The organism is Neobacillus sp. BF23-41 (genome assembly GCF_041106275.1).
In genome coordinates, this window is record NZ_JBGBPR010000021.1 from 60,453 (window position 1) to 85,088 (window position 24,636).

Here is a 24,636-nt window from a genome sequence, read left to right on the forward strand (position 1 = left end):
TATTAAACTTAAAACTAAAGCCAAAATATATTTAATTTATATATGTTTTTAAAAGGAGGAATAACGGATGATTGAAGTTTTCGTGACAGTAAATTATAAAAATCGGAATTACCATACCAATGTCATAGCGGAAAAAGATATGACATGGGAAAAAATTAAACGGATCGCAGAAGAACAAGTCAAAAAACAATGGGAGATTTAAATAAATCGGCATATCCACGGACTTAGAAAAGCTAAATTCTTGACTAGTCAATCTGTAATGCTTAGTAGTCCAGTACGTTATTAATTTTAAAAGAGATCTCTCTAGCATTTTCTTCGGAGTAGAAGAACATCTGGTAGAATATTTAAAGGAGTATACAATCAACAATCAAAGAGGTTGTTGACCTTGTTAATAAGCGGGAGTGACCGGTATATGACTTTAGACTTCTTTGAGTAAAATGTAATAAAAAAAATTACAGATTAATTAATGCGGGCATATCTTAGGATTAAACGCAATAAAATTAAGAAGGTGAAAAAAACTATGTTCTCCAATAATAATACGGTTTTAAAAACAGGTGATTGGATTAAGGTAGAATCACTGGAGGGCGAATTAATCATTGGTTATATTGATTCACTGTCAAGTATAGAAGGAATAGTGAAGGTAACGGTTGTTACAAGTGACAATAATCAAGCGATTGGCAAAACAATTCCTTTTTTAAGTAAACGGGTGAAAAAACTGCCTGTTTCGAATGTAACCAACAAGTCACAAATTGAATTTCTCCTAGACTTGGCATTATCAACAGGGGATAAGGAATGGTTTTTGGCGCTTTCTGCGGAATTAAACGCGATGAAGCAGCTAGTTAATGGAGTACTTTAAAACTACACATTTAATTCCGTTTGGTTGAATTTTGATAAAAGGAATATCCAATGTTTATTGGAAAGGGTTAGTCCAAATAGTTCAACAAAAAGGTGCATGAATCCAGAAACGGATTCATGCACCTTTTTTAATAAGTATTTGATTAAAGGTGTTACCTGTTTTCATGAAAAACGAATCCACGTAATCTCCTAATTTGTCAGATTAAATTTCGGAACAAACAAGTAACAAAAAAGATAAAGTGTTTTAGCAGCACATCCATTTAACTAAGTTAGAACATGCCGTTTTCATTAAGGGAATCCTCTGGTATGGGTTGTCCTATATCCCACAATTCAACGATTTGGTTATCTTGGAAACTGAAGATATGTACAACAGCTCCTCCAAGATCCTCTGGATTTTGTTTCACATGAGAGTAAACCGAAACCATCTCTCTCTCTTGAAGAGCAAGTTTGACCTCAAGTATTTTATGAGGGTTCATAGTTGAGTTCTCTTCCATCGCAAGCATGAGTGATTCTGCATCGCCACGGAAATAGGGGTTGTGATGACGAAAGTCAGGACTTATGTATGTCTGGTATGCTTCACGAACTTTCCCTGATGCTACGAGCTGTAGAAAAGACACAGCTTTCTCTTTGAGTGAGGGGTTCGATGTAGACTGCTGATCCGTACTCATTTCAATCATCCTTTCCTTTGAAGAATTATACTGTTAGAAATAATAGAAGTTTAAGGTACTAAAACTCTTCAGCCGTTATTTCTCTTTTTTCATCGATGCTGATCGACAAGAATTTGATTCCCGTCTGGATCTTCCATGATAAAATGTGCTGGTCCCTCTGTTGTTTCAGTTGCTTCAGTCAGCATTTTTATTCCTTCAGCCTTAAGTTGTTTTTGAATGTCTCGAATGTCCGTAAACGATTCAAGATTTTCGGCATTTTCATTCCACCCTGGATTAAAGGTCAGAATGTTCTTTTCAAACATTCCTTGGAATAGCCCAATGATGCAATTTTCATTCTTCAGAATAAGCCAATTTTGACTAATGTCACCACCAAAAGCTTGAAATCCCAGTTTTTCGTAGAATGACTTAGATAGATGAATGTCTTTAACGTTTAAACTCACTGAAAAAGCTCCCAGGTTCATATATACTCCTCCTTTTAACTTATCTATTTTTACTATAAATGAGTGCTTTGAAATTCTCAACATTTACCATATAATTAAATTAGACATGGGTTTATTTCATATGTCAAACAAAAAATAAAAATTGCAAAAATATACTTTAATAATTTTAAAACTATAGATACGAGATGGGAGAGGAGTATGGTGAATACATTTAAAGAGAGAAGAAAAGCCCGAAGAGACAAAAGAAAAGAAGAAGGAAAGGAATCCATTTGGTGGGAATTCCTTGATATCTTCTTGGATATAGCAGAATTAATCGGACCAAGTCTTATTCGGTCTATTCGGTCAGCCATTAAATTTCTGGAACATCATTAATATGATTATTTAAGGAATTGTATTGGATGGGTGAAAATCGATACCTTAGTTCTTTATTTAAAGGTTTAGTTTAATATATTACTGGAAACGAAGTAAAAAATAAAGATTAAATTCTTCAATAATGATAGGAGAATATATGGACAATTTCAATAATGTGCCACTAGAAAATGATTTCCCCAATATTGGTAAACCTGCTACAAGAGCTCTTATCAATGCTGGCTACTATAAACTTGATCAATTGACCAAGGTTACTGAGTCAGAAATACTGAAGTTACATGGTGTTGGACCGAAAGCGGTGCGAATACTGAATGAAGCACTTAAAGGAAAACAATTATCTTTTGCTGGAAAATTAAACAAGCTCTGAACTCTGTTTCCTAAAGAGTCCAGAGCTTGTTTATATTTGAATCTATTTTGGTTCTTTGTGAAATGGAAACCCAATTAAACTTTTAATCGAAGTCCTTACGTCCTGTTCCCATGACCATCAAATTTGAAAATTATTTTTCCAAACCCTGTCTATTTTTTCTTCAATCCAATATATAGACGATGAAAGATCAATCAGCCCATGTGATCCCCAAAAAAGAGGAATTCGAAACTTAAAACCTACTGAGGTTTGGAATTACAAGCAATATGGTTAGTTGGTAGACGTGGAAGCCTAAAAAAGGTGGGGATTTCTTGCGAAAAAGAATAACAGGAGTCGCATTAGTAGCAGCTACAACAGTTCTAGCTTTCCATCCTTCGCCCTTTCAGAAGGAAGGAATAAAACCAAGTTTCAGCCTTCAGCAGGATGAGATTCCAGTTAGTACCTCTCTTAAAGTGGTAGATTCAGTCACACCAAATGGACAAGTACCCGTCACATTAGTGGATACCATTGATGGCGATACAATAAAGGTAAGAGTACAGGGGAAAATCGAAACGGTTCGTTATCTGTTAATTGATACACCGGAATCGAAAAAGCCGAAAATGTGTGTCTAGCCTTATGCAAAGGAAGCTTACTTAAGGAATGACGAATTAGTAAAAAGCGGCACAGTGACCATGGAGTTGGAGCTGGAGAACACCAGGGACTCCTACGGACGCCTAGTAGCCTATGTTTATGTCGATGGCAAATCGGTTCAAGAAACGCTGCTAAAGGAAGGATTTGCACGAGTCGGTTATATTATGAATCCTCCCTATAAGTATCTCAGTCTATACAGGGAAGATGAGAGTCTGGCCAAAAGGAGCAAATTAAACATCTGGGGCAGTCCAAATTTTGTGACCAAATGGGGATTTAATGGGTGTGCCTTTATGTACCCGTGAAAATAGAAAATTTCACCAAAAATGCAAAAAACGCCTTCAAAATCAAATTTGAAGGCGTTTTTTGATGTTTCGATAAAAAATGCCCTCAAAAATGAAAAAAGGAATGTACCAAAGTAGACAAGCATAAAATTAAATCGTAATTATTTCGGTTTAAAGGAGCTATATATGACAATTTCATCTCCTATAAAGGACATATTCCTATACGGTCTATTTTTGTTTATTGTGTATCTTTTTTTCTTTGGAAATGATGAATCCCTTCAAATCATACGTGTCATTTTTCAGGGTGAATGGAGGACTGTATTTGTTGTTTTTCTTGGCATTTTACTTGAAGCACTTCCTTTTATAGTTATTGGTGCATTAATGGCATCGGTTATTCAAATATTTATAACCGAAGAAATCATACAGAAATTTATCCCCAAAAGGCCTATTCCGGCAATGATTACTGCGTTAATTGGAGCTGCCATCCTTCCTGTGTGTGAATGCGCAATCATCCCGGTGGTCAGAAGGTTGATTCAAAAGGGTATGCCAGTGCATGCCGGTACCGTACTTCTGATTGGTGCACCCATTTTGAATTTTGTGGTATTCGGTTCCACGTTTTATGCCTTTCAACGGCAGCCTGAAATTTTTTACGGGCGATTTATTTTGTGTGTAATGACAGCTCTTATTGCAGGAACAGTAATTTATGTTAGTTTTAACAAAACAAATATTCTGAAATTTAATACGGATGATTTGACTCTGCAGAGGCCATTAAATCAAAACAGAGGGGCTTCAAAGTTAAAGGGGGTATTGCATCATACTTGCCAGGAATTTTTTGCCGTGGGTAAGGTATTTATAATCGGTGCATTTCTTGCAAGTATTGCTCAAGTGTATGTTCAGCAATCCATGCTTATTGAAACGGCAAAAGAACCTGTAAACTCAACGATTATGATGATGGCGTTTGCCTTTATTCTGTCACTTTGTTCAGAAGCGGATGCATTTGTTGCTGCTTCTCTAGGACATGTATTTCTTCCAGGTGCAATATTAGGTTTTTTAGTTTATGGTCCAATTATGGATTTAAAGAATGTATTTGTTATGTTATCTTCGTTCAAAGTTCGCTTTGTACTGCTCTTTTTTCTTGTCATAACTATAACAGTATTTGGCCTCTCATTGCTGGCTGGCCACCTAATAAATGGAGGTTAAAGAATGAAAGAAAAGCAGGTTCCTATTTGGCAATTCAACAACGAACTACAGGGAATTCTTTTAATTGGTTTTAGTTTAGTGATTTTTAAGCTATATGTATCAAAAAAAATCTTGATAATACTGGAACCCAAGATGATTCCTTTTATGTTGTTTGCTATGATAAGTCTTTTTATAATCGGTTTTTTCCGTCTTTTAAATAGTGATTTAAATGGAGCGGACTGCGATTGTGATGTTTGTGATCCATCTTCTTCATTGTTCATAATCATCATGAAATCTTCTTTTTTCATTTTTGTGATCATACTATCTCTTGTCCTAAATGATTTTATTGATACCGTTCATATCCCTTTCAAATAGCATGAGTAATATTTCTTCTAATGAGCAGAGAGGAACAGCATTATTAAATAACAAAAAAGCTGATTCCAAGGAATTAGCTTTTTTGTTCATAATTAGAGATGGGCATTCATTTCTAAACTGAGTTTTCTTTTTATATTGTCCTAATCCCGGAAATGATTTCATTCTCTTTCCATTGACGGTCCTCACCCTGGAAACAACATACGTAGTGCATGCTGCACTAAAACAAAATACTTAAATGCTAACTGTATACAGCAACAAGGAACAAATATTTTTAATATTTTTAACGAAATGAACTTGCTCATTAAATAAAAAAGTGGTACATTATCAATTATTCAAGTTCAAATCGTAATGATTACGATTTTAAAGAGGTGAGGTGTATGTATAAATGGACGATTGTTCGCAATATCTCTGGGGCACGCCAGGCAGCGGCACGGATTGTTAGTAGTTTATAGTGACGGATTACATAAATGGTTGGAGTTTTCTAGGAACAATTTGTTTTAGAAATTTTGGATTTATTGCCGTTTTAAACATAATTTTTATAAATGCCGTCATTATGCATTATATGGAGATCGGTGCATATCTGTTGTTATATAAGATAAAATCTTTACGTTTTACTGAAAGTATATGTAGACGAGGAGGATTACGATGAAAAAAATACCCACTTATATAATTTCAGGATTTTTGGGAAGCGGAAAAACAACATTGCTGCTACATTTATTAAAGTATTGCAAATCTCAACAAAAAAAAGCTGCCATTCTATTAAATGAGCTAGGCAGTGTGAATGTAGAAAGTTACTTGTTTAAAGACGAGAATGTATTTGAGTTATTAGATGGATGTATCTGTTGTTCAATTCAAGACGATTTAATAGCAACATTAACATCACTTTTAGAAACACACACTGAAAAACCTATAGATGCATTATTCGTTGAAGGGACAGGTGTTGCGAATCCGTTAGAAATCGTAGAAGTAATGGCTAGTCCTCCTTTTGTGCACTCTTTTGATATTCAATCCGTCATTAGTATGATTGATGCAAGTTCATACTTAGAAAATCAAGATATTTTTACTTCGAAAACAGTTCGTGACTTGCTTAAAAATCAAATTAAGGGAGCTACAACTGTCGTTCTAAATAAAGTGGACCTGGTGAATGAAAAACAATTACAAAAAATAGATGCTAAACTCATTAAGTTGCTAGATAACAATACACAAGTAATGAAGACTTCCTATGGAAACGTTGATATAGGCGAATTACTACAAAAACGGTCAGACACAACCGTTGTTTCCCATAAACACCAAACAGGTAGTTGTGATGATCCTCGTCATTCTACTTGTAATCATGAACATGCACACCATCATGATCATGTACAGCATGCGAGCATTAAAACCATAACGATTCAAGATGTTCCTTCTGTAACTAGAAGACAACTAAAAAAATGGCTGAAATCATTACCAGAAGGGGTTATGCGTGGTAAAGGATACATATTCTTGAAAGATAAACCGGGTTTGTATCCATTTCAGTATAGTTCTAATCAAGTGCATATAGGTGATTTTCCGCAAAAACTTGAAGCAGATCCTTGTATTGTCTTAATTGGGAAAGATATAGATATTACGACTATTCAAAACTCTTACACTACCCAATTTACCTTATCCTAACTATGTGTGGACTAAGTAAAATAAAGACCGACTCTTTGTTAACAGCTTGTCCTGCAAAGGAAGCGGGGGTAGGGATACTATTAAAATCAGATGTACAGGTCTATCGCATAAATCGTAATCATTCAGATTTATAAAGGAGAAGTAAAAGTGAAGAAAATACCGGTAACCGTATTAAGTGGGTATTTAGGGGCAGGAAAAACAACATTATTAAATCACATTTTAGCAAACCGGGAAGATAAAAAGGTTGCTGTGATTGTTAATGATATGAGTGAAATTAATATTGATGCGTCTTTAGTAAAACAAGGAGGATTTTCACGTACAGAAGAAAAACTGGTGGAAATGCAGAATGGTTGCATTTGCTGCACGCTGAGGGAGGATTTAATAAAAGAAGTGGAGAAGCTTGCGGTTATAGGGGATATTGATTACATTGTCATTGAATCAACCGGCATTAGTGAGCCGATACCCGTAGCCCAAACGTTTACCTACGTTGATGAAAATTTAGGAATTGATTTATCGGCGTTTTGCAGGCTCGATGCCATGGTGACTGTTGTCGATGCGAATCGTTTCTGGCATGATTTTGCTTCCGGGGAAAGCCTGCTAGATCGGAAACAGGGGACAGATGAGTCGGATACGCGTGAAGTGGTCGACTTATTAATCGACCAAATTGAATTTGCGAATGTCCTGGTCTTAAATAAAATCGATTTAGTGGGTAAAAAGAGTGTACTTGAGCTAAAAGCAGTCCTGCAAAAGCTGAATCCAGATGCAATAATAATTGAAAGTGCTCACTCACAAGTGGACTTAAATGAAATATTGGATACAAAATTATTTGATTTTGAAGAGGCAAGTCAAGGGGCAGGCTGGATCAAGGAATTAACGGAAGAGCATACTCCAGAAACAGAGGAATATGGCATTTCATCCTTCGTCTATCGTAGAAGGAGACCATTTCATCCTGAAAGATGGATGCAATGGTTAGAGGATTGGCCAGAAGAAGTTGTTCGAGCAAAAGGATTCTTTTGGCTGCCTACCCGAAATGATATGACAGGTCTATTATCACAAGCAGGACCCTCGATTATGCTTCAGGGAGCTGGCGAATGGCTTGCGTCTTACCCTGAACACGAAAGAAAGCAAATCCTTATGGAAGAACCAGAGCTATTGGAGAATTGGGATGAAGAATTTGGTGATCGGTTGACAGAACTTGTTCTAATAGGGGTTGATATGAACCGCGATGAAATCGAGGCTTCTTTAGATCGATGTTTATTGACCGATGAAGAAATGAAAATGGACTGGAATTTATTCCATGATCCGCTTCCATCCTTTACAGTTACCGCGTAATAAATACCCACAAGGAGGATATAAAAATGAGAGTAAAAATCACGTTAGCATGTACAGAAACAGGAGACCGCAATTACATTACCACCAAAAATAAGCGAAATAATCCAGACCGTATTGAATTGATGAAATATTCACCGCGTTTAAAAAGACGTACGTTACACCGAGAAACAAAATAATTACTCAAGATCTGTCAAAGAGATTATGAGATGTTATTTCTTTTGATTATAAAAATTAAAATAACGAATGACGTTCTGTATTGTAAATAACTTTGTATTCCCTGGTTATTACAATAGCTGTTGCCAGAGAAGATTGATAAGAATAAGACAGAAATATAACGTAAGAGCTCCATATTATTTTAGAGGAGCTCTCACTTGCGGAAATTATCAAAATTTGTCAGGATATCGCTACGACAGTAATGGTATCACTAGGCGGGGCATCTCTAACAAAGAATAATACGATTGAAGTATTTGTACGTGACATTATTGCAGTTGCCACACATGTTACTTCTTTGTATGAGGATGCTGTTTATACGTATGGTCGTAATTTATATGGCAATCAAGGTATTGGTTGGGGATAATAGCCGTTACTTATTAATCTGTTGATACTATTAAAGAATTAGAGCAGTCTGGATCAGGTCCATTCCCCAATCGGATTGGAATTGGGCTCGGAAACAACAGAAGAAATTGCCATCTGTATTATCGGTGAAATCATCAAAGTAAGCAAGGAAAAAAAGCCTATGAAAGTGAAACAATTAAATAGATATGTAAAAAGAAGAAAAGCTTATTTTTCAACGTTTCTTACATGTTGTAAGGAACGTTTTTATATACCAGAAATACACTCATATGCCTCAAAAGATTGTTTTTTTAAGTCCACAGGAACCGTCACCAGTGCCCTTTGTTATCTTGCTATTACATTCTAAACACCTTATTTTTTTCTATTTATGAGGCTATAGTGTAAGTTATCATGATAGCTAAATAGGAGGCGATAAAAATGGTCCAAGATATAAAAACACGTGTAAAAAGTTTAAATTGGGATTCAATTCAAAACGAATTAGATGAGCAAGGGTTTGCAAAGCTTCCAGCAATATTAACAAAAGAGGAATGCGACTTCTTCATGAAACTTTATAGTAAGGAAGAGTCATACAGAACGACAATCAATATGACGAGATATCGCTTTGGGAATGGGGAGTATAAATATTTTTCCTATCCATTACCTGAGATCATCCAAAGTTTAAGAGAGTCCTTTTATCCAGAGTTGGCCAAAACAGCAAATCGATGGTTGGGTTATTTAAAGAAACCAGAACAGTTTCCAGATCATCTTCAAGAATTTTTGAGAACATGTGAAGAATATGAACAAACTAGACCGACACCCCTAATTTTAAAGTATGAAACAGGCGGGTTTAATTGTTTGCACCAAGATTTATATGGAGATGTATTTTTCCCATTTCAAGTAGTATTTGTATTAAATCAACGAGATAGAGACTATACGGGTGGAGAGTCCTTATTAGTGGAACAAATTCCTCGTGCTCAGAGCAGGGGGCATGTGATTACTTTAGAACAAGGCAGTGCACTAATCTTTCCTAGTAACCATAGACCTGCTCTTGGTAAAAAAGGGTATTACAAAAATACGATTCGTCACGGAGTAAGTACGGTTACTTCTGGAGAACGATACGGTCTTGGAATCATTTTTCATGATTCAAAATAAATATTAAATTTTTATATCTTGCTATTTCATTCCTAGAAATGTAAATTCTGAATTTATAGGGGGTATAATGTAAGGAGAGGTGAGATAAATGCGAGATCGTATTAATAATGAATTACAAGAGAGTGAAGAACATGGAATTTTGACTGACGTGGACATGATGACAAATGAAAAGTGGCAAGCAATTATAGACAATGATGCTTCGTACAATAATCAATTTTTCTATGCTGTAAAGACCACAGGAATCTTCTGTAAACCATCTTGCAAATCTCGCATTCCCAAAAAAGAAAATGTACTTATTTTTTTAAACGCAGAACTAGCTCTCCGTGCAAATTTTCGCCCTTGTAAACGTTGCAAGCCTACTAATGATAGATTGCCTGATAGTGAGTGGGTGGCACTTATCACTGAATACATTAATAAAAATTTCATAGAAAAATTAACTTTAGAAACATTAGCAAATATTGCTCATGGGAGTCCCTATCATTTGCATCGAACATTTAAAAAAATTAAAGGCATCACACCAGTTGAATATATCCAACAGGTGAGAGTAAACGCTGCTAAAGAGTATTTGATTCACACAAATAAAGCGATTGCGGATCTCGCCATATGTGTAGGTATGCCTAACGCGTCCTATTTTATTACATTATTTAAAAAGAAAACCGGACATACACCAGCACAATTTCGTCAAATGAGTAAAATGGAGAAAATGTAAAAGGGAATCAAAGAATAAACCAACCCTCTAAGCATCGATTATTAACCAGCTATCGTGGCGGATTAGAAGTGAAGAAATTGCATTTGAATCTGGAAGGACAGATCTCATCCAGCAATGAGTGATTATTTAGGTATATTGCATGGAAAGGAGGTCCCTTAATGAAAAGTGAATTGTTCTATAAAAACCCGAAAACCATACTTAATAAAGGTACAGGCTTTCTTTCTGGATATACTCATTCACTAAATCCTTATACAGGCTGTTCATTTGGGTGTTCATACTGTTATGTACGTCAAATGCCTGTATCCCTCTTTCGAGAAGGGGAATGGGGAAATTGGGTTGATGTTAAAAACGGAGCTGCGAATTTATTAAGGAAGGAGCTTCATCGAGCCAAAGCCAAAGGGAATGTAACCATTTTTATGTCATCAAGTACAGACCCGTATCAACCCGTAGAGCATAAGGAAAAAGTGACACGTTCTTTACTAGAGGTTATGGTAGAAGATCCCCCTGACTTCTTATTAGTACAGACGAGAAGCCCACTTGTAAGTCGTGATATCGATTTGCTGCGGCATTTAAAAGATAAAGTCCGGGTAAGTATGACGATTGAAACGGATTCAGAAACGATACGTAAACATTTTACTCCAGAGGCCCCTCCTATTCAGGCACGCTTCAAGACATTGGAAAAATTAGTGGATGCGGGTATACCGACCCAAGTGGCGATCGCACCCATATTACCGAGTGGAGAATATTTTCCTGAGAAATTGAAGCCATTCGTCGATCGGATATGTATGGATGACTACTTTATGGGGGATGGTAGTGGAGGAAAACGCACAAGAAAACTTGGAATCGAGAAAAAATATGCCCAACTTGGTTTAGAAGAATGGTATGGACCGCAAGTTATTAAAAAAGTATATAAGAGATTTATAGATATCTTTCCGGAAAATCAGGTTTATGTGAGCCAGAAAGGGTTTGAGCCGTAAAGATAACAGGATGTGACAACATGTGTAAAAATCATAAGAAAAGTAATGAAAATAGAAATGGCAAAAATACATTCACACCGTTAGGTCCCAATATTGCGTACACATACCAAGGATGTCTTCGAAGGACTGGAGAGAAAACGGCAATTGTTTCTAAGCCAATTGCAAAAAAACACCATAGTAAAATAAAAGTAAGAAGTGGGGGATATTTATGAGAAGAATAATTTTGTCGACAGAGAGTGGTGCGGATTTACCAGAAGAATTAGCTGATAAACATAATGTCCAGGTGGTCCCGATGCACGTGATTATCGATGGGAAGGATTACTTAGATGGAACGATACCTGTAACGGATATTTATGACTACTACGAGCGGACAAAAAAAATACCCTCTACAACATCGACAAATTCCCATGAATATCTTGAATTTTTCAAGAAGATAAAAAATGATTTTCCAGATTGCATTATTATACATATTGGTTATACTTCAAAGGCATCGTCTTCCTTTCAAAATGCAATCATCGCAACGGAAGATTTGAATGATATTTTTCTAATTGATGCTTTAAACGTAACAGGTGGATTAACTGCGATTGTAATGTATGCGGTTACCTTATTAGCGAATGAACCTTCAATTGACCCTGCCCAATTAGTAGAGAAGATTGAATCAAAGGTTCCTAAATCAAGACTGGCTTTCGTTCCCGGAAGTTTAGAATTTTTAAGAGCAGGAGGACGAGTCAGTAATCTAGCTTATCTCGGTGGGGCTTTGTTAAAAATCAAGCCGCGTATTGAACTAATTGATGGAAATCTTGTTTCAACAAAAAAATATCGTGGGAAAATGGAAATTGTTTCGGAAAAACTCATTCGAGATTATTTAGGTCAATACGACATTGAAAAAGAACAACTATACCTTCTTTACTCTGTCGGACTTGATGAAAAGATCAAGCAGGGGATGGATGAAATTGCTAAAGAAACAGGTTTCAAAAATGTAAAATGGATTCAAGCAGGCGGAATGATATCTACACATGCTGGACCTGGTGGTATCGGAATTGCAGGCTTAGAAGTATAGTACGGTCAAAACCAGTACTTATATGGGATTAGCAACAACCTTAGCTGAAATTTTTTAGGACCTGTATTGTTTTATTTTTCTTCCTATTATATATATATAAATTAAAGAACTTAATAAATACGGTCCTAAAGGTGCCGTCGTGTACCACAGTTCTCATAACTGAGTAGTACTCTGCAAGGTGGGTGTTTATGCTAAAAGAAGTTTGTGTCGAGAATTTTACATTTGTTCCTGTGGCTATTGCAAAGGGGGTACATCACATTGAGCTTTGCGACAACCTATCTGTAGGAGGCACTACCGTTAGTCACGGGGTAGCTGCAAAAACCATTCCATTTTGTCATATCAAAAATACAAAGGTAATGACCATGGTTAGGCCCAGAGGTGGAAACTTTATTTATAATAAAGAAGAAATAGAGATTATGCAAAATGATATTGTCCATTTCAAACAGTTAGGGACAGATGGAGTGGTCATTGGCTGCCTAAATGATTCAGGGTGGATTGATGAGGATGCCATGCTCTACCTGCTAGAAACTGCGAAAGGGCTAGATGTCACTTTTCACATGGCGTTTGATCAGATAAAACATGAATATCAGTTTGAGGCTATTGATTGGCTTGTAAAACATCGTGTGAATCGGATTTTAACACACGGTGGACCAAGTTCTAAATCAATCGAAAACAACCTTATCCGGTTGAGGGAATATGTGGATTTTGCGGCTGACCAAATTATTATTCTGCCTGGTGGGGGAATTACCGACAAGAACCTAAATTATATCGCAAGTACTTTAAATATAAGAGAAGTTCACGGGACAAAAATAGTGGGTGAGCTTAGTTAAGTTGCTGGCATCTTAAATTCTCTAGGCCCTATAGGGTATGTGACACTTTAAGGAGCAATTTAGTTATAGGACATCATTAAATGACCTCCATATGAATTTGTCTTGTTACATCATTAGTCTATGTGAACTTTTATTGTGTGGACTAGTTTGATACCTAATTTTGAAATAAAAATTATGTACATTATAAGTTTGATTTGTTCAAAAGAGGAATCGGAAAGCATGTTAAAGTACCTTAAAGTTAATCAAATAGACAGGTCATAACGACCTGTCAGAGTATGAAATCTTAACGTTGTTTTGACGTGAGGGGATTAACAACAAAAGCCTCCACCATAACCAACGCCACCGTAGCCACCACCGTAGCCACCGCCATAGCTACCACCAACAAAGGATGCACCTACGATGATTAAAAGAATAAACAGTACAACAATAAAAGCAAATCCGGATCCGAAATTAGTACCTTCGCTCATATTTAACACCACCTTTTGAGAGCATAAACTACCATATGTAAGGAATGTGGTTTTGTTGAGAGATAAATTAAAACGAATAAATTGAAATTATTGGCTAATTTTTCTTTTTATTCAATTGGCTTTAGGAAACTAAGGTATTTGTTGAACTAACGAAGCAGTTTAATAAGAGTTCTATTTAAAAAGGAACCGCGATTGGCGATTCCTAAGATTATTATTTATTTTCTACGTTTAGGGTACTAAATGAATTGTTAAGTGCTGTTTTACACTTGTTTACATCAGGATTCGATGAACGAACTGCTGCTAATACAACATCAATTGTTCCATCAATTTTTGTCCATGTAGCGCCATCGATTTTTCGAAGCTTAGGTTCCTGTGTGTCCCAGTGATGTTCTAATTCATCTGCCCCTTTTTTCGCTGAAGAAAAGTCGTTTTTATTTACAGCGTTTAGCATATCATTTTCAATTTTAACAAAATCGTTTATTTGACCTGCTAATGTAGCTTGCTCTTCAGCACCTTGTGATGCAATATTATTACTGCGCCAGTTATAACCACCTATACCAACAACTAAGAAAATTACGAGTACAACAATCGTTTGTGTTAGCACATGTTTCTTATTTGCATTTCTTTGGTTTGTTTCCGCTATATCACTTTTAGCATTTGTATCAATTTTTGAAACGGCAAGGAAAACGATGATCGCTAAAATAGCGATAAGAAAAATCACACTCGTAACGGTTGTCCCGAGTCCTAATCCGCCATTTACTTTTGATTGAGATAGGTAATCTCCAATTGACGCTCCAAGCGGACGAGTTAAAATATACGCAATCCAGAAAGCTAATACTCCGTCAAGTTTCAAAAATTTATAAGCTAAGAACACAAGAGCAATAATAATAACAACGCCTATTCCTGTGTTGAGATAACCAAAACCAAGTTGTTCGGAATATAAATCGCCGACCGCTGTTCCAAGTGCAAAGGTGAAAAGGATCGTAAGCCAGTAGAAAACCTCTCTTTTTCTAGTAAAAATCGAGTGGATCGATAGTGTTTTTTCACTAAGATACCATAATAGAAAAGTCAGTCCTAGAAGCACCGAGAAAACAGCTGTGCTAACCTCAAGTGGTACACCCATATTATCTGTCAAGTTATCCGTTACCAATGTTCCAAATACGCTTATAAGAACAACTGTTACCCAGTAAATCGCTGGAACATATTTGCTTGCTTTAAATTGAAAAAACAATGCAATTAAAAATGCAGCTCCCATAATAATAGTAGTAAGAGTTAAACCAAGTCCAATGTTGAAATTGATGAAATCAGCAAATGTTTCACCAACAGTTGTACACAAAATTTTGATGATCCAAAAGAAAATTGTCACTTGTGGCACTTTGTTAAGTAAAATTTTCATTTTATTTTGGTTTTCTTGCATATATAATTTCCTTTCTTTAAAGTGGTTTCCCACAACTTAATTTTATTTCTCTCTCTAAATAAGGAAACACATCCAAATCCAAGTTTATCATTTAGGAAGTCCGCTCTGTTTCTCCCACAATGGTTGCCATAATCTTGACGATTTCAAAAAATATGGTGACTTGTGATTCTTTGCTTATCATTTACCGATCTGAAGGTTGGACTATTTCAGTTTGTTCAGAAAATGCTAAGTTTTCTTAAAAAGGAACTCATCTCCTTTTTGGAAGTAGTCATTGTTTCCATCGCTTATTTTCATTTGTGATGATGTTAGTCTCTACTTCTCTACTATAATAGAAATTGGGGGGCTATTTATTAAAAACTGATTAAAATTAACTTAAGTGTCTATTAAGTATAAGCGGCATTTTCTTATTGTATTTACGGTCCAGGAGTGTTGAAGAAGGGAAAGTAATTTTTCATACTGGGAGGAGAAAAGGATGAGAAGGGATTACTTGAAGTTATTTTACCAGTAAGGGGAAATATTAATCTTTTCAAGTCTATCCCAATTTCATTGTTGATGGTATCTCAATATTTTCCTTTCTATATAGAGGAGGTTTAGTTGAAGAATAAATGCATAAATATTTAAATACGAGGGATTTTCAAAAGGTAATTTATTGGGTGTGCCAATTAAGATTACCTTTATTAGTTTAGGGGAGATAATACAGGAAGATAGAACTACAATATTTTTTTACCTTAAACAAAATTAAACCAAACAACATATAATACAATATGTGGTAAACCATAAAGAAGACCGTGACTTGAACGTCTCGGTCTAACAAACAGCTATAGAAGTGATTGAGTAATCCATCCTCGTCGGCAAACTCTGGTTGGATTATTTTTTTTGTTTGTTTTGTTTTCTCATGTGGACATCACCTACTTACTTATTTTTGGTTAAAGTTGAGTTTATTAAATTCCTTATCTATTACATAAGGTATTTACGGTAATTGTATTGTTTTGATATGCTCTAAATTGCGACAAACCGTTTCCCCATCAGCTGTTATAAGAATCATTTTGTTATTACGAATCTTTTGAAGTAAGCCTATTTTTTCAGTATTTTCTCCACCATCTATAATAACTAGTTGATTTTCTAATCTTTTCATCTGTTCATCAAAGGATCTGGCTAAAGGAGTGGATATAGGCACAAGGGGTAGATTTTCCTTGTTTAAAGAATACGGTATTTTATTAGGGGGATACGGAATTAGCCATTTAACATGATTCATCGAAATAAACATTGTTTTGTACACAGGGGAGTGAAAGACAAAATAGTCGTTCATAATGCTGGTTATATAACCATGAATTGATTTATTCCCTGTGACGTAAACCTTGACAAACAAACCTTTAGCAATCGTTAATGATTTACGAAACGATATTACATCTGTTTCAATTGGTTTTTCTGAAGGAGGGTTATAAGAGGTATATTCTTCATCTAAAATGGTTTCTTTCAATCTTTGAACATGAACAAATGGAATATAGAGGTATGAATCGGTCCTGCCATCGTATAAAACAATGATGTCCAACCCAGCATCTGTTAGGATTCCCTTGTGAATAACGCCTCCTGAAATTTCAACCTCAATTTGAATTCCTATTGAATCTACAAAATCTATAAGCATCTTAATTCTCCTTTTTTCTCAAATTATCCTTGGAGTGCTCCACCGAAGAGCCAAGAAACCCAATAATATAAAACCACTAATGTGAATAATACAGTAGGCGGTATAACGACAGCTGTTACTTTTATATATTCCCACCAAGTGATTCTTACTTTTCCACGCTTTACAATGTGCATCCACATCAGCGTAGCCAACGTTCCCATTGGAAGTAGTAAGGAACCCATGTCGCTGCCAATGACGTTCGCCAGATAGGCGATTTTCAAGGAGAGTAGATCTAGATTCATATGCGTTAACGTGAGGGTTCCAACCATGAGTGCAGGGTGATTATTAAAAATATTTGAGAGTACTGATAGAAGTACACCCATCATCACACTTGCATTGAGCAGGCTTCCAGAAACCATTGGACGCATAAATTGGATCAACCAGTCTGTTAGTCCGATATTATTCAGACCGTAAATAATCACATACATACTAAAAGCGAACACGATAATATACCACGGCGTTTTTTTCAGCATATCGGTTGGAGGTATTTTTAAATAAGCCCATCTCCATCCTAAAAGGACCAGCGAGCCAATTACAGCCATAAGAGAGACTGGAATGGAAAGAAACGAAGCGACAAATAGACTGACACGGACTGCAAATACAAACAGCAGGACGTTTCGCATAAACCTTGAACGTTCCTTCTCTGAACCATGTTTCATAGGACTTGGCTTAAGTGGATGGTAAGAAGGGAGTGACCGCCCAGTAATCTTAGTCGGAACGGTTTTCGGTAAGACTTTTTTGAAGCGAAGGAACAAGAGCCAAGTCAGCAGTAGTAAACCAAGCGTGGCAGGAACAAACATCATCGCAGTATGCAAATACAAGCTCATATGCACGATTTTTAGAGCGATCAGATTGACAATGTTACTTACACCAATTGGAGCACTCGAGGCAGTTGCAATTAAAGCTCCAGACAGCAAATACGGAATTTTTTGATGGTTTTTTAAGCCCATGTTGTTTAATAACATGACTAGGATTGGAGTTGTGATTAAAATACTGCCGTCGTTATTAAAAAAGAGTGTCATGAGAAAACATAAAAGATTGACATACCAGAATAATCTGATGCCAGACCCATTTGCTTTTTCCGCAAGCTTCTCTGCCACCCAGTTAAAGAATCCAAAACTCTCTAAGACAATCGCCATTACAATCGTTGCCATAATAGTTATCGCAGCACCGCTTATCGTTTCTGCAATTATACCCAGATCTGTTAGAGAAACACTTCCACTGAGTATGACAATAATCGCACCTATCGTGGCAGGTATAGCTTCATTAATGCCTCTAGGTCTCCAAAGAATCAATCCGAGGGTAACCAAAAAAGATAAAACGGTTATCCAAACCATTGGTTGCATATTTTTCTCCTTCTTTCTAGCTAGTTTTTCATGATGGTTCCATGAGACGACCTAACCCCCTCAATAGTTAGTCCACTCTTGTCCCCCCCTTCCATCTATCCCTCTTGTGTTGTTGTACTGTATTTATATGTATCACGAATAGGACAGGCTTTGGGTATGTACCCGTTTTTCCAAAAAATCAACTAGAGTCTAAAAAACAACGATTCAAGTAATTACACATGTCAAGATTGAAGAACATAGCTAATTACAAGAATTAACCCTTATTATTAAATTGAAGTAGTTTCTAATGGCAAAAATAAAAAGCGATGCTAAGTAAGCGTCGCCCAGGGGAAGGTTTAGAATATTTTTCCTTAGACAATGCATACTATAAACATAATTTAAAGCAAATGCAGAAAGGGAAGGAGTTGATGTCTTATTTTCTGAAGTTTTTAAGAGGAAAGCGCTCTTCTCGGTTCCATCAAACAAGCAATAATTCTAATCTTTATAAAAAAAATATGGAAGATGATGTCCTGGACTCTGATTTATCCCACAATACAGAGAATCTCCAACTGCTATTTTCTCAAGCACCGGATATAGTGATTCGTCGCTTTCCCATCGCAGCGAGTAAAACGGAGGCCGCTTTGGTGTACTTGCCCGGATTGACGGATAAAGATGCGATCCAAAATTATGTTCTAAAGCCATTGATGCATAGCTCCTTCGATCCTAATAAGGAACTGCCAATCACAATAGGAAAGATCGATATGGTCTATACGTGGGGGCAGATCGAAAATGCGATTTTAGGAGGAGATAGCGTTTTATTGTTAAACGGGCAAATCACCGGGTATCAATTAGATACAAAAGGGTGGCCGCAAAGACAGCTTAATAATCCTCAAAATGAAATATCTCTAAAAGGTGCTAATCAAGGGTTTGTGGAAACAGGGAGTCAAAATATTGCCCTAATCCGCAGGTATATTCCCCATCAGGAATTAATCTTAAAAGAGATGACCGTCGGTATTCGAGGGAAAACAAAGGTTTCCCTCTTATATTTGAGAGATGTTGCTTCTGAAGACGTGCTAAGAGAACTGGAAACACGGATTCAAAATATTACAGTGGACGCTATCATTAATACCGGCGAACTTATCGAGTTCATTGAAGACAATCCTTATTCACCCTTTCCGCAAATTATGTTGACTGAAAGACCTGATACAGCTGCATCCCAAATTCTTCAGGGGAGATTTGTGATTATTATGGATCGTTCTCCGAGCGTATTGATTGCTCCGACAAACTTTATTTCCTTTTTTCAGTCTGTGGATGATTACGGTTCCCGTTGGTTCGTTTCTTCCTTTATCCGGGTAATGCGTTTTTTTGCCTTTATGATGGCCTTATTTTTGCCCGCCACTTATGTTGCGTTTATTTCCTATAATTATGAAGTTATCCCGATGCAGCTTTTCCTTTCGATTGCAGAATCAAGGATACAAGTTCCGTTCCCACCCGTGCTGGAAGCGGTAATTATGGAAATGATCCTGGAGTTGATGAGGGAAGCGGCACTAAGGCTGCCGACCCCGATTGGTCAGACCATTGGCATTGTGGGCGGCATTATCATTGGGCAGGCGGCTGTTCAGGTGGGAATTGTCAGCAACATAATGATTATTGTCGTTGCTGTTACAGCGATTGCTTCTTATAACATCCCTAATTATGATATGAGTTCGTCCATTAGACTATTAAGATTTCCAATGATGTTATCTGCTGCCATGTTTGGAGTTGTAGGGATTGTTGTAGGGTGGATGACCATAGTTGGCCACCTGGTTAGTCTTGAATCATTAGGTACACCCTATGGAACTCCTCTAGCTCCATTCCGATTTGCTGATATGAAGGATGCGTTTCTGCGCTTTCCTTTATGGGCAATGAAAAGCCGCCCCAAAGGCACCGGGGCTATTCCAACTATTCGACAAGGTCGAAATCGCACGAAAAGGTGAAACGATGAAAAAATATGCCTATAATGAAATCACTCTCATGCAGTATATCTTTTTGATTAATGGGGCGCAGGTGGCGACGGGTGTTCTAGCTCTCCCGCGTATACTTGCGGAAAAAGCTGGGACAGATGGTTGGATCGCTATTCCGATTGGATGGTTTTTCTCCGTTGTTGCGAGTATTTTTTTAGTTAAAACGGCCGAAAGATACCCAGATGACACCCTTTTCGAAATTCTTATCCGATTATTCGGAAAAATAGTTGGGAAAGCAGCCGTCATCGTTTACATGGTGTACTTTGCTTTTTACGCTTGGATCATTCTTGTGAACGGCAGTCTATATATCAAGGCATGGTTTCTGCCTAAAACCCCAAGTTACATCATTTTACTTTTATTTTCGATTCCTACTTTTTTCGTTGCCCGTAACGGGATTCGTGTCATAGGCAGATATTCTGAGCTGTCTTTTTACATGGTCATTTGGATTCCTTTGTTTTTCTTGATACCGCTAAGGGATGGGACTTGGCTGCATCTTCTTCCGATACTTAAAGAAGGATGGAAACCAGTATTATCAGCTGTACCGACTACTGTTTTTTCCTTTTTAGGATTTGAAGTCGCGTTCTTTTTGTACCCCTTTTTACAAAAAAAGGAGCATGCGGTTCTCGGAATCACGATTGCGAACACCTTAACGATGTTGTTTTATGTTTTTGTAACGATAGTCTGCTTTGTCTATTTTAGCCCCGATGGGATTATCGATTTTAATCAGCCCGTTCTGTATTTACTTAAGCTAATTGAATTCCGTTTTTTAGAGCGTTTTGACATGGTTATATTGGCTTTTTATCTGATTGTTGTTTCTACAGCCTGGATGCCTTGCATATATCTTGCAACCTTTTGTTCTAGTCAATTGCTGGGAAAACAGGATCACAGCCAGCACGTCATTATTTTATTATTGATCATTATTGGATTGGTCTTTTGGCGTGAGCCTACTTGGAATGAATCGGAAAAATTCCAGCAAATGTTTGTCAAAGGAGGGCTGCAATTGGCATTCGTAGCTCCTCCCTTTTTATGGATCTATAGCTGGATATATGAAAAGTTGCGTCGGAGGGTAAGCCATTGAAAAGGAAGATACTACTTTGCCTATCGCTCTTGGCTATGATGATGACGGGATGCGTGGACCAGATAAATGTTGAAGATGTCACTCTGTCACTTATACTAGGTTTAGACTTGGATGAGGATGATCATTTAGTAGTGTACATGTCAAGTCCGGTGTTTAATAAAGAAGCAAAGGTAAAAGAAGAGAAAGTCGAAGTGAAAGCTGTTACGATTCGCGATTCCAGGGAACTGTTTGATATGACGGTAATGGCTTTAACTTCGGGAAGCAAAACGCAATTAATCTTAGTCGGGAAAAAGCTGTTAAAACGAAAAAATTGGATTGATTATATTGATCCCTTCTATCGGGACCCCAAAAATACGGTATCCACACGCGTTGTCGCCATAGAAGGGCCTGTTTCTGATGTCATTTTCTTTAGGCCGAAAGACAAGCCGCGTCTCCCTTTGTATTTAGCCAATTTAGTGGAAACGGCCTACAGAAGAAATATCACAGTAAAAACGACCATTCAAGAGTTCCGTAAGCAAACGATGGAAAAAGGGATGACAGCAAGCATCACCGAAATGAAAAAAGACCACAAAATCATGTTGACCGGCACGGCTCTGCTGGATGAACAGAGTAGATATAAGTTAAGCATAAAACCGTATGAAAACAAATTATTACGTATCCTGCAGCATAAAACAAAAGGTGATTTCCCATTTACCATTTCAGTCCCTTTGAAATCGAATGGACAGGATAAACATTGGATCAGCTATAGTACGCCGAACATCAAGGTAAAAACAAAGGTAAGGTATGACGGTCATTTTATTTTTGACACAGACGTAAAAATGAGAATTGCCATTACAGAACGGCTTTTTCCATTCAATGTAAGGAAGGACCCAGCAAAACTGCAAAAGAGTATAGAAACGAAACTGCAAGCCGATTTCGAGCGCTTAATAAAGAAAACGCAAACCGCCACCATTGACCCGTTTGGATTTGGGATTTTTGCAAGAGCCTATACGTATCCCGAGTGGAAAAAAGTCCAAAATCAATGGGGGAAAGCCTTTTCGAAGGCTGATGTAAACGTCAAGGTGCGTGTAACAATTGGCGGGATGGGAACGATTAAGTAACACGGGCCAATGATATTCTACCATGAAAATAAGTTTCTTCAAGATTAGAAAAATGACAAAACTTAAAAAGACCCTGCTCAATCGTTAAAAAAAGAGGAGAGCGATAATTAATAAGTCTATGGATTAGGGTTGACTGGATTAAGGTCAGTAACAGTATTGACACTTCCTAACCATGTTACAGATGATAAGAAGTTTAAAAAGGTTAATAATTGGAGGCGGCATTTTCATCCAAATGGAATTTACCGATAATCATGTGTTTTTGATTAATAAGCCTGAATTGGGACCTAAATGCTCCTTTTATAATTTCTTCTTCCACTAACGGGGCTGGCTAGTGGAAGAAGGTATTTTACTTTTCGATGTAGAAACTTATATTAATGCCCAAAATAAAAGGTTTGTTTCCAATTATCCATATTGGATTATTAGTCGCAATTGGCATTTTTGTACTAGGTATGTTTACTAATAAAAACAAAGTATACATTGTTTCTTTATCAATTTCTTTGTTCTGCATAATTATTTTATTGTATAGCATTTTTGGTGTAGGCGGTTGGACAGGAATGGGAATGGGAGTTTACTCTATCTCGTTTTTTTAGGTAGTGTTGTCGGTATTATTTTAATGACTTTAATACCTCTAAATAACAATACAATCACTAAATAAGTGAAAGAGTTAAAGATCAGCTACCATACTTGGTGGCTTTTTGTTATTGAACTAACGGAGCAGTATAGTTGAAGAAAAAGTACAAAAAAACAAAATAAGAGAACCAATAGTGTTAAACAACACAATCATAAAGTGAAATAGCCTTTTTTATCAAGTTTAAATATGTAAAAATTTAATCGAATTTTCTGATTTAAAGAACGTAAAAGCAATCACTCAAGACATTCGGTGTAAACAACGGCGCCAATTGTCCAAACCATGTAGTAATTTTTCAGGTGGCTTTTGCAGCCACTTCCTAGTATATCAGCAATGTAAGCGCAAACCAACTGGTTAATGTTGGACAATAAGAGTGTATGAAAAACTAAGAAAACAGAGAAAAATAGAGTTTAACCAATTGGCTAAATTAGTTATTTCCCAACCTTCAGCGATTACCAAAATGGTCGAATTTGACCTATAAAGCCCAATAATTGCCCCCACATCGAATTTTAATGCCGCGCCCTATTTTTACCCACTTGAACAAACAGAAAAAGCCCAAACAAGCCAAATACGAAAGGCGATTTTAGGTCAAACTGCGGAACCGAAAATAGATTGCTTGTTTTATTGAGTATGAGGTCATTCTTGCTAAATAAATAATATGATTGGATAAGATTGTGAATAATTGTACATAAAGTAACGGGTGCGATGCTTTAAGAAGGCATCGCCTTTTCCTTGTTCCACTAACGGGGCAGGTTAATTCAAGTACATAATGTAGATAGAATACAATCAAAACGGAAAGTAAAGATAAGGTAAAAAGTACAAAATTTATGTTAAAAAAGAAAAAACTCTGACATTTTATAAAAAAAGTATTATATAGTAAATTTTGGATAGAAAAGAATAGCTGACTTGACAACAAGAAGCACTAAAAGGTCCTTGAGTATTAAATATGAGGGGAGTTTTGGTGCTTTTTTATTTTCTTTTTTATCTAAAATACATTTACTTATTGGAGGAATTAGAAATGGAAAAAATGTGTATGAACATGATGATGATGGCTTGTATGGAAAAAATGATGTGTGAAATGAATTGCATGAAAATGATGATGGATCAAATCTGTGACATGAACATGGATATGAACATGGACCAAATGATGACTAAAATGCAAGAATGCGATGAAATGATGACTGAAATGATGAGCATGATGAACAAAATGGCAGTAAAAGCGTAATACTTATTTAATCAGTGAAATGGACATTCATGTGAATTAATAAAAATTCTAGTGTAAAAAGTAAAACCGCTAACTGTTATTGTCGGTCCATTTACAAACAATTCTCAATGAATGTTAGAAAAACTCCAAACTAAAAAGACAAGACCACTAAAAATTAAGTGGTCTTGTTTCATATGGATGAAAATACGGGTAGTTAGTACTTCACTAACGGGTGCTTGTGCGGCCGAGCCTAGGTCGTATCATATAGCGGGTGGGATTCCCGTCGAGTAAGAACTAGCCATTCGCT

26 protein-coding genes and 3 pseudogenes are annotated in these 24,636 nt (G+C 36.6%); 23 read left to right on the forward strand and 6 right to left on the reverse strand.

Translation table 11 applies throughout. The annotated features are described in order from the left end of the window. Window positions 1-67: 67 nt before the first annotated feature. Window positions 68-202 carry a BA3454 family stress response protein gene (locus AB7942_RS23490; protein WP_335440104.1) on the forward strand — a complete coding sequence of 45 codons (135 nt, stop codon included), beginning with the start codon at window positions 68-70 and terminating at the stop codon, window positions 200-202. 318 nt (window positions 203-520) lie between these two features. Next, window positions 521-856, forward strand: a complete 336-nt coding sequence (locus tag AB7942_RS23495) for an IDEAL domain-containing protein (protein WP_369448749.1) — start codon at window positions 521-523, stop codon at window positions 854-856. Between the two features lie 268 nt (window positions 857-1,124). On the opposite strand, the gene AB7942_RS23500 is transcribed toward AB7942_RS23495, so the two are convergent. After that, complete coding sequence (locus AB7942_RS23500) at window positions 1,125-1,523, reverse strand: nuclear transport factor 2 family protein (RefSeq protein ID WP_369448750.1); 399 nt, start codon at window positions 1,521-1,523, stop codon at window positions 1,125-1,127. 89 nt (window positions 1,524-1,612) lie between these two features. Further along, window positions 1,613-1,984, reverse strand: coding sequence for a VOC family protein (locus AB7942_RS23505; protein WP_369448751.1), 372 nt, complete (start codon window positions 1,982-1,984; stop codon window positions 1,613-1,615). A 177-nt stretch (window positions 1,985-2,161) separates the two neighbouring features. Here AB7942_RS23505 and AB7942_RS23510 point away from each other — a divergent pair, with 177 nt between their 5' ends. From AB7942_RS23510 to AB7942_RS23585, 16 genes and pseudogenes are all read left to right on the forward strand, one after another. Beyond that, window positions 2,162-2,335: a hypothetical protein gene (locus AB7942_RS23510; protein ID WP_335400066.1), complete on the forward strand. Its 174-nt coding sequence runs from the start codon at window positions 2,162-2,164 to the stop codon at window positions 2,333-2,335. 136 nt (window positions 2,336-2,471) lie between these two features. Beyond that, a complete protein-coding gene (locus tag AB7942_RS23515) occupies window positions 2,472-2,699 on the forward strand; it encodes a helix-hairpin-helix domain-containing protein (RefSeq protein ID WP_369448752.1) in 228 nt (75 codons plus the stop codon). Between the two features lie 308 nt (window positions 2,700-3,007). Further along, entirely contained in the window at window positions 3,008-3,307 is a 300-nt protein-coding gene (locus AB7942_RS23520; protein ID WP_369448753.1) for a thermonuclease family protein, read from the forward strand. Window positions 3,308-3,319: 12 nt separating this feature from the next. Continuing rightward, window positions 3,320-3,628: pseudogene (locus AB7942_RS23525) on the forward strand (thermonuclease family protein); the annotation flags it as partial. 165 nt (window positions 3,629-3,793) lie between these two features. After that, entirely contained in the window at window positions 3,794-4,807 is a 1,014-nt protein-coding gene (locus AB7942_RS23530; RefSeq protein WP_369448754.1) for a permease, read from the forward strand. A 3-nt stretch (window positions 4,808-4,810) separates the two neighbouring features. Next, complete coding sequence (locus AB7942_RS23535) at window positions 4,811-5,161, forward strand: DUF1980 domain-containing protein (RefSeq protein ID WP_369448755.1); 351 nt, start codon at window positions 4,811-4,813, stop codon at window positions 5,159-5,161. Window positions 5,162-5,806: 645 nt separating this feature from the next. After that, a complete protein-coding gene (locus tag AB7942_RS23540; protein ID WP_369448756.1) occupies window positions 5,807-6,811 on the forward strand; it encodes a CobW family GTP-binding protein in 1,005 nt (334 codons plus the stop codon). Between the two features lie 147 nt (window positions 6,812-6,958). Continuing rightward, window positions 6,959-8,143 carry a GTP-binding protein gene (locus AB7942_RS23545; protein WP_369448757.1) on the forward strand — a complete coding sequence of 395 codons (1,185 nt, stop codon included), beginning with the start codon at window positions 6,959-6,961 and terminating at the stop codon, window positions 8,141-8,143. A 26-nt stretch (window positions 8,144-8,169) separates the two neighbouring features. Continuing rightward, the gene (gene rpmG / locus AB7942_RS23550; protein ID WP_088090954.1) at window positions 8,170-8,319 is read left to right on the forward strand and encodes a 50S ribosomal protein L33; all 150 of its coding nucleotides are present in this window, start codon (window positions 8,170-8,172) and stop codon (window positions 8,317-8,319) included. Between the two features lie 239 nt (window positions 8,320-8,558). Beyond that, window positions 8,559-8,720 (forward strand): hypothetical protein, encoded by a 162-nt coding sequence (locus tag AB7942_RS23555; protein WP_369448758.1) that lies wholly within the window; start codon window positions 8,559-8,561, stop codon window positions 8,718-8,720. Between the two features lie 48 nt (window positions 8,721-8,768). Next, complete coding sequence (locus AB7942_RS23560) at window positions 8,769-9,062, forward strand: hypothetical protein (protein WP_369448774.1); 294 nt, start codon at window positions 8,769-8,771, stop codon at window positions 9,060-9,062. Window positions 9,063-9,133: 71 nt separating this feature from the next. Next, window positions 9,134-9,847 carry a 2OG-Fe(II) oxygenase gene (locus AB7942_RS23565; protein WP_369448759.1) on the forward strand — a complete coding sequence of 238 codons (714 nt, stop codon included), beginning with the start codon at window positions 9,134-9,136 and terminating at the stop codon, window positions 9,845-9,847. 88 nt (window positions 9,848-9,935) lie between these two features. Further along, window positions 9,936-10,556, forward strand: coding sequence for a bifunctional transcriptional activator/DNA repair enzyme AdaA (locus AB7942_RS23570; RefSeq protein WP_369448760.1), 621 nt, complete (start codon window positions 9,936-9,938; stop codon window positions 10,554-10,556). Window positions 10,557-10,714: 158 nt separating this feature from the next. Then, complete coding sequence (locus AB7942_RS23575) at window positions 10,715-11,533, forward strand: SPL family radical SAM protein (protein WP_369448761.1); 819 nt, start codon at window positions 10,715-10,717, stop codon at window positions 11,531-11,533. 208 nt (window positions 11,534-11,741) lie between these two features. Next, window positions 11,742-12,593 (forward strand): DegV family protein, encoded by an 852-nt coding sequence (locus AB7942_RS23580; RefSeq protein ID WP_369448762.1) that lies wholly within the window; start codon window positions 11,742-11,744, stop codon window positions 12,591-12,593. A gap of 188 nt (window positions 12,594-12,781) precedes the next feature. Beyond that, on the forward strand, window positions 12,782-13,423 hold the full coding sequence (locus AB7942_RS23585) for a copper homeostasis protein CutC (RefSeq protein WP_369448763.1): 642 nt from the start codon (window positions 12,782-12,784) through the stop codon (window positions 13,421-13,423). A gap of 374 nt (window positions 13,424-13,797) precedes the next feature. Here the strand turns inward: AB7942_RS23585 and AB7942_RS30585 are convergent. The 4 genes and pseudogenes from AB7942_RS30585 to AB7942_RS23605 all read right to left on the reverse strand — a co-directional run. Further along, a pseudogene (locus tag AB7942_RS30585) lies at window positions 13,798-13,890 on the reverse strand (YjcZ family sporulation protein); the annotation flags it as partial. A 655-nt stretch (window positions 13,891-14,545) separates the two neighbouring features. Beyond that, window positions 14,546-15,307, reverse strand: a pseudogene (locus AB7942_RS23595) (COG4705 family protein); the annotation flags it as partial. Between the two features lie 970 nt (window positions 15,308-16,277). Beyond that, window positions 16,278-16,952, reverse strand: a complete 675-nt coding sequence (locus AB7942_RS23600; RefSeq protein ID WP_369448764.1) for a DUF2642 domain-containing protein — start codon at window positions 16,950-16,952, stop codon at window positions 16,278-16,280. A 23-nt stretch (window positions 16,953-16,975) separates the two neighbouring features. Next, complete coding sequence (locus AB7942_RS23605; protein WP_483310903.1) at window positions 16,976-18,328, reverse strand: arsenic transporter; 1,353 nt, start codon at window positions 18,326-18,328, stop codon at window positions 16,976-16,978. Between the two features lie 416 nt (window positions 18,329-18,744). Here AB7942_RS23605 and AB7942_RS23610 point away from each other — a divergent pair, with 416 nt between their 5' ends. From AB7942_RS23610 to AB7942_RS23630, 5 genes are all read left to right on the forward strand, one after another. Then, window positions 18,745-20,292 (forward strand): spore germination protein, encoded by a 1,548-nt coding sequence (locus tag AB7942_RS23610; protein ID WP_369448766.1) that lies wholly within the window; start codon window positions 18,745-18,747, stop codon window positions 20,290-20,292. A 4-nt stretch (window positions 20,293-20,296) separates the two neighbouring features. Next, the gene (locus AB7942_RS23615; RefSeq protein WP_369448767.1) at window positions 20,297-21,397 is read left to right on the forward strand and encodes a GerAB/ArcD/ProY family transporter; all 1,101 of its coding nucleotides are present in this window, start codon (window positions 20,297-20,299) and stop codon (window positions 21,395-21,397) included. Further along, on the forward strand, window positions 21,394-22,497 hold the full coding sequence (locus tag AB7942_RS23620) for a Ger(x)C family spore germination protein (protein WP_369448768.1): 1,104 nt from the start codon (window positions 21,394-21,396) through the stop codon (window positions 22,495-22,497). Before AB7942_RS23615 ends, AB7942_RS23620 begins: the two co-directional genes overlap by 4 nt. A gap of 374 nt (window positions 22,498-22,871) precedes the next feature. Then, window positions 22,872-23,087, forward strand: coding sequence for a YesK family protein (locus tag AB7942_RS23625; protein WP_369448769.1), 216 nt, complete (start codon window positions 22,872-22,874; stop codon window positions 23,085-23,087). Window positions 23,088-24,143: 1,056 nt separating this feature from the next. Continuing rightward, a complete protein-coding gene (locus AB7942_RS23630) occupies window positions 24,144-24,350 on the forward strand; it encodes a hypothetical protein (RefSeq protein ID WP_369448770.1) in 207 nt (68 codons plus the stop codon). The last annotated feature ends 286 nt before the right edge of the window (window positions 24,351-24,636 follow it).

Coding starts and splice junctions, on each gene's coding strand:
- AB7942_RS23490 (WP_335440104.1), top strand. CDS start 68: ATGATTGAAGTTTTCGTGACAGTAAATTATAAAAATCGGAATTACCAT.
- AB7942_RS23495 (WP_369448749.1), top strand. CDS start 521: ATGTTCTCCAATAATAATACGGTTTTAAAAACAGGTGATTGGATTAAG.
- AB7942_RS23500 (WP_369448750.1), bottom strand. CDS start 1,523: ATGAGTACGGATCAGCAGTCTACATCGAACCCCTCACTCAAAGAGAAA.
- AB7942_RS23505 (WP_369448751.1), bottom strand. CDS start 1,984: ATGAACCTGGGAGCTTTTTCAGTGAGTTTAAACGTTAAAGACATTCAT.
- AB7942_RS23510 (WP_335400066.1), top strand. CDS start 2,162: ATGGTGAATACATTTAAAGAGAGAAGAAAAGCCCGAAGAGACAAAAGA.
- AB7942_RS23515 (WP_369448752.1), top strand. CDS start 2,472: ATGGACAATTTCAATAATGTGCCACTAGAAAATGATTTCCCCAATATT.
- AB7942_RS23530 (WP_369448754.1), top strand. CDS start 3,794: ATGACAATTTCATCTCCTATAAAGGACATATTCCTATACGGTCTATTT.
- AB7942_RS23535 (WP_369448755.1), top strand. CDS start 4,811: ATGAAAGAAAAGCAGGTTCCTATTTGGCAATTCAACAACGAACTACAG.
- AB7942_RS23540 (WP_369448756.1), top strand. CDS start 5,807: ATGAAAAAAATACCCACTTATATAATTTCAGGATTTTTGGGAAGCGGA.
- rpmG (WP_088090954.1), top strand. CDS start 8,170: ATGAGAGTAAAAATCACGTTAGCATGTACAGAAACAGGAGACCGCAAT.
- AB7942_RS23555 (WP_369448758.1), top strand. CDS start 8,559: ATGGTATCACTAGGCGGGGCATCTCTAACAAAGAATAATACGATTGAA.
- AB7942_RS23565 (WP_369448759.1), top strand. CDS start 9,134: ATGGTCCAAGATATAAAAACACGTGTAAAAAGTTTAAATTGGGATTCA.
- AB7942_RS23570 (WP_369448760.1), top strand. CDS start 9,936: ATGCGAGATCGTATTAATAATGAATTACAAGAGAGTGAAGAACATGGA.
- AB7942_RS23575 (WP_369448761.1), top strand. CDS start 10,715: ATGAAAAGTGAATTGTTCTATAAAAACCCGAAAACCATACTTAATAAA.
- AB7942_RS23580 (WP_369448762.1), top strand. CDS start 11,742: ATGAGAAGAATAATTTTGTCGACAGAGAGTGGTGCGGATTTACCAGAA.
- AB7942_RS23585 (WP_369448763.1), top strand. CDS start 12,782: ATGCTAAAAGAAGTTTGTGTCGAGAATTTTACATTTGTTCCTGTGGCT.
- AB7942_RS23600 (WP_369448764.1), bottom strand. CDS start 16,952: ATGCTTATAGATTTTGTAGATTCAATAGGAATTCAAATTGAGGTTGAA.
- AB7942_RS23605 (WP_483310903.1), bottom strand. CDS start 18,328: ATGGTTTGGATAACCGTTTTATCTTTTTTGGTTACCCTCGGATTGATT.
- AB7942_RS23610 (WP_369448766.1), top strand. CDS start 18,745: ATGTCTTATTTTCTGAAGTTTTTAAGAGGAAAGCGCTCTTCTCGGTTC.
- AB7942_RS23615 (WP_369448767.1), top strand. CDS start 20,297: ATGAAAAAATATGCCTATAATGAAATCACTCTCATGCAGTATATCTTT.
- AB7942_RS23625 (WP_369448769.1), top strand. CDS start 22,872: ATGCCCAAAATAAAAGGTTTGTTTCCAATTATCCATATTGGATTATTA.
- AB7942_RS23630 (WP_369448770.1), top strand. CDS start 24,144: ATGGAAAAAATGTGTATGAACATGATGATGATGGCTTGTATGGAAAAA.